The sequence below is a fragment of the Pseudomonas sp. Sample_24 genome (assembly GCF_004307605.1).
Taxonomy (GTDB): Bacteria; Pseudomonadota; Gammaproteobacteria; order Pseudomonadales; family Pseudomonadaceae; genus Aquipseudomonas.
The window spans coordinates 1-4771 of sequence record NZ_RCNW01000019.1 but is presented as its reverse complement, the minus strand read 5'-3'; the positions used below and the strand labels follow the sequence as shown (position 1 = coordinate 4771).

The 4771-nt window shown below is 58.4% G+C and carries 5 protein-coding genes; all 5 read right to left on the bottom strand.

What is annotated here, in order from left to right; all coding sequences use genetic code 11:
• Positions 1–801 (bottom strand): GTPase Era (era, locus tag D8V06_RS00850; RefSeq protein ID WP_130930273.1); only part of this gene is annotated, 801 nt, incomplete at its 3' end.
• Positions 794–1483, bottom strand: coding sequence for a ribonuclease III (gene rnc, locus D8V06_RS00845; RefSeq protein WP_018927089.1), 690 nt, complete (start codon positions 1481–1483; stop codon positions 794–796). The genes era and rnc, both read right to left, overlap by 8 nt.
• A gap of 184 nt (positions 1484–1667) precedes the next feature.
• A complete protein-coding gene (gene lepB, locus D8V06_RS00840) occupies positions 1668–2522 on the bottom strand; it encodes a signal peptidase I (protein ID WP_056855182.1) in 855 nt (284 codons plus the stop codon).
• A 5-nt stretch (positions 2523–2527) separates the two neighbouring features.
• The gene (gene lepA, locus D8V06_RS00835) at positions 2528–4327 is read right to left on the bottom strand and encodes a translation elongation factor 4 (protein ID WP_056855181.1); all 1800 of its coding nucleotides are present in this window, start codon (positions 4325–4327) and stop codon (positions 2528–2530) included.
• 171 nt (positions 4328–4498) lie between these two features.
• On the bottom strand, positions 4499–4771 hold a 273-nt coding region (locus tag D8V06_RS00830; protein ID WP_241667752.1), incomplete at its 5' end, for an LptF/LptG family permease.

The following is a 4771-nucleotide window of genomic DNA, read 5'->3' as shown; positions in this document are numbered from 1 at the left end:
CAGCTCCATGTCCTTGCGCGCCTCGGTGCCGATACGCTTGATGCGCTCGCCCTTGTCGCCAATGATGATTTTCTTCTGGCCGTCACGTTCGACGAGGATCAAGGCATGGATGTGCAGAGTCTTGCCCTGCTGCTTGAACTCTTCGATTTCGACGGTGATCTGGTACGGCAGCTCGGCGCCCATCTGGCGCATGATTTTCTCGCGTACCAGTTCGGCGGCGAGGAAACGGCTGCTGCGGTCGGTGATCTGATCTTCCGGGAAGAAGTGATCGTTTTCCGGCAGGTGATCGGCGATCACGCGCTCCAGGGCATCAAGGTTATGACCGTGCTGGGCCGAGATAGGAATGATCTGAGCGTTCGGCAACTGTTCCTGCAACCAGGACAGGTGCGGCATCAGCTCGGCCTTGTCTTCGATGCGGTCGGTCTTGTTCAGCGCCACGATCAGCGGGCCGGTGACGTACTGCACGCGCTCGAGGACCATCTGGTCTTCGTCGGTCCACTTGGTGCGGTCAACCACGAAGATCACCACGTCGACGTCTTTCAACGCCGCCGAAGCGGTTTTGTTCATGTAACGGTTCAGGGCCTTTTCGCCACCCTTGTGCATGCCCGGGGTGTCGACGTAGATCGCCTGGACGTCGCCCTCGGTCTTGATCCCGAGCATGTTGTGGCGGGTGGTTTGCGGTTTGCGCGAAGTGATCGCCAGCTTCTGACCCAGGATGTGGTTCAGCAGCGTGGACTTGCCCACGTTGGGACGGCCGACGATGGCAACATAGCCACAGCGAGTTGCGTTTGTATCAGTCATTGCCATTCTCCACACCCAGGGCAATCAGTGCTGCGGCGGCCGCTACCTGTTCGGCAATACGACGACTCACACCCTGACCTCGGCTTTTTTCATTCAGTAAGATGATTTCGCATTCGACGAAGAACGTCCGGCAATGCGGTTCACCCTGGATATCCACCACTTCGTAACGCGGCAGTTCGCAACCACGGGACTGCAGGAACTCCTGCAGGCGGGTTTTCGGGTCTTTGTTGGTGTCGACCAGCGTCAGGCCTTCGAATTCTCCAGCCAGCCAGGCCAGCACGCGCTCGCGCGCCACTTCCATGCCGGCATCCAGATAGATCGCACCGATCAGTGCTTCCAGGGCATCGGCCAGAATCGATTCGCGACGGAATCCGCCACTCTTCAGCTCACCGGAACCCAGGCGCAGGTACTCGCCCAGATCGAAACCACGAGCCAGTACGGCCAGGGTCTCACCTTTCACCAAACGCGCGCGCAAACGCGACAATTGACCTTCGCGGGCCAGCGGGAAGCGATCGAACAGCGCTTCGCCTGCAACGAAATTGAGGATGGCATCACCGAGGAATTCCAGGCGCTCATTGTTGCGCCCGGCAAAGCTGCGATGAGTCAGGGCCAGGACCATCAGTTCCTGATCCTTGAAGGTGTAGCCGAGCTGACGCTCGAGACGGCTTAAGGAGACGCTCACGGTTTACCCACGCTGAGTTCGTGGTTGGATTCCACCGCCATCGCCGGGATTTGGCGCAGGCCTGGGACAATTAACGCTGTGTTCAAAAATAACGTCCTGAATATCATTGGCTTCATGCATCTGGCGCCGATTGTGCCGGTTCCAGAAATGCATTCGGCGCTGTGTTCAACAGCGCCGTGTTTGATTACTTGATCAGGCCAACCCGCGAGAAATTCGGCAGGTGACTGAGTTTGGGTTCCGGCCAGCTCATCCAGACTGCAAAGGCCTTGCCGACAATGTTCTTGTCGGGAACCATGCCCAGCAGATCCTTGGGAATGCTCGGATCATCCCAGTAGCGACTGTCGTTCGAGTTGTCGCGGTTGTCGCCCATCATGAAGTAGTGCCCGGCAGGCACCGTCCAGGAACGATCCGGTGCGGCGCGGTAACGGCTCATTTCCTTGCGGATCAGGTGCTCGGCGATGCCGAGTTTTTCCTTGTAGAGCTCGGCACTGCCCAGCGTGCCCGGCTCGGAGCCGACCAGTTGCTCGGCAATCGACTGGCCGTTGACGAACAAGCGCTTGTCGGCGGTGTAACGCACTACATCCCCCGGCAGGCCCACTACACGCTTGATGTAGTTGACGTTCGGATCGCTCGGGTAGCGGAACACCATCACATCGCCGCGCTGCGGCTCGCCGACTTCGATGATTTTCTTGTCGATCACCGGCAGGCGGATCCCATAGGAAAACTTGCTCACCAGAATGAAGTCGCCGACATCCAGGGTCGGTTTCATCGAGCCGGACGGAATCTGGAACGGTTCCACCAGGAACGAACGCAGCACCAGCACGATGAACAACACCGGGAAGAACGACTTGCCGTATTCAACCAGCAGCGGTTCTTTGTTCAGCTTTTCGACAACCACCCTGTCCGGCTGGCTGACGCTGCCCTGATAGGAGGCAATGGCGGCACGCCGACGCGGCGCCAGGATCAACAGATCAAGCAACGCCAACAGGCCGCAGACGAACACGGCGATGACCAGCAACAGCGGGAAATTTAGTGACATAGGACCTAACTATCCAACCTGAGCACGGCAAGGAAGGCTTCTTGTGGAATTTCCACGTTACCGACCTGCTTCATGCGTTTTTTACCGGCCTTTTGCTTTTCCAGCAGCTTTTTCTTACGGCTGACGTCACCACCGTAGCATTTGGCCAATACGTTCTTTCTGAGCGCCTTGACGGTTGTCCGCGCCACAATCTGCCCGCCAATGGCGGCCTGGATTGCCACGTCGAACATCTGCCGCGGAATCAGTTCTTTCATCTTCTCGGTCAACTGGCGACCTTTGTAGTGCGCATTGTCACGGTGCACGATCAACGCCAGGGCATCGACCTTGTCGCCGTTGATCAGCACGTCCAGTTTCACCAGACTAGCCGATTGGTAACGATCGAAATGATAATCCAGCGAAGCATAGCCGCGGCTGGTGGATTTCAGGCGATCGAAGAAGTCCAGCACCACTTCGTTCATCGGCAGGTCGTAGGTCACTTGAACCTGGGTGCCGAGGAACAGCATGTCGACCTGCACGCCGCGTTTTTCGATGCACAGGGTAATGACGTTACCCAGGTGCTCTTGCGGCACAAGAATGTTGGCACGCACGATCGGCTCGCGCATGTCTTCGATCGAAGACAAGTCCGGCAGTTTCGACGGGTTATCGACGTAGATCGTCTCACCGGTCTTGAGCAGCAGCTCGAAGATTACTGTCGGTGCGGTGGTGATCAGGTCCAGGTCGTACTCGCGCTCCAGGCGCTCCTGGATGATCTCCATGTGCAGCATGCCGAGGAAGCCGCAACGGAAGCCGAAGCCCAGGGCGTCGGAGCTTTCCGGGGTGTACTGCAGCGACGAGTCGTTCAGGGTGAGCTTTTGCAGCGCTTCGCGGAAATCTTCGAAGTCGTCGGAGCTGACCGGGAACAGACCGGCGTAGACCTGCGGCTGGATGCGCTTGAAACCTGGCAGTACGTCGACGTCCGGCGTCGAGCTCAAGGTCAGGGTATCGCCCACTGGCGCGCCGTGAATGTCCTTGATGCCGGCGATGATGAAGCCTACTTCGCCGGCCTTCAGGTCAACGGTAGCGGTGTGTTTCGGGTTGAATACGCCGACGCTGTCCACCAGGTGGATCTTGCCGGTGGACTTGACCAGAATCTTGTCGCCCTTCTTCACACGGCCGTGGCGCACGCGTACCAGGGAAACAACGCCCAGGTAGTTGTCGAACCAGGAGTCGATGATCAACGCTTGCAGCGGATCTTCGATGTTGCCGGTCGGCGCAGGAATGGTGGTGACCAGACGCTCAAGCACTTCATCGACGCCCAGACCGGTCTTGGCAGAGCAAGTGACCGCGTCGGTGGCATCAATGCCGATGATTTTTTCGATTTCTTCTTTGACACGGTCCGGATCGGCCTGTGGCAGGTCGATCTTGTTCAGCACCGGCATCACTTCCAGGCCCTGTTCGATGGCCGTGTAGCAGTTGGCAACCGACTGCGCTTCAACGCCTTGACCGGCATCGACCACCAGCAGCGCGCCTTCACAGGCTGCCAGCGAGCGGCTGACTTCGTAGGTGAAGTCAACGTGGCCCGGGGTATCAATGAAGTTCAGCTGATAGGTGATGCCATCGCGGGCTTTGTAATACAGGGTAACGCTGTGGGCCTTGATGGTGATCCCGCGCTCACGCTCAAGATCCATGGAATCCAGTACCTGGGCTTCCATTTCACGCTCGGCCAGGCCGCCGCACATCTGGATGAAGCGATCGGCCAGCGTCGACTTGCCATGGTCAATGTGGGCGATGATGGAGAAATTGCGGATATGACTCAAATCACTCACGGATCAACACTCAAAAAGGCTGCAGGCATAGCCCGCCGAAAAATAGCCGGGAATTGTACCTGATCCACGACGCAAGCGTCACGTTCGCAGGTCAGACGGCGCGTACAAAAACGCCCCGATCTTGCGACAGGGGCGTTTTTCATGACGCGTGAAGCGGGAAATACCCCGCCATCAACCGGCGCGACGCAACAGCCAGAGCCCGGCCAGGGCACAGACACTGGCCGGCACCAGCACCGCAAACAGCGGCGAGAAACCGAACACCAGGCTCGAAGGCCCCAGCAAATCCTGGGCGATGCGGAAGGTGAACCCCACCAGTACACCGGTGAACACTCGCTGACCGAGGGTCACCGAGCGCAATGGGCCGAAGATGAAAGAGATGGCCATCAATACCAGGGCGGCGGTGACCAGCGGCTGCAACACCTTGACCCAAAATGCCAGCCAGTA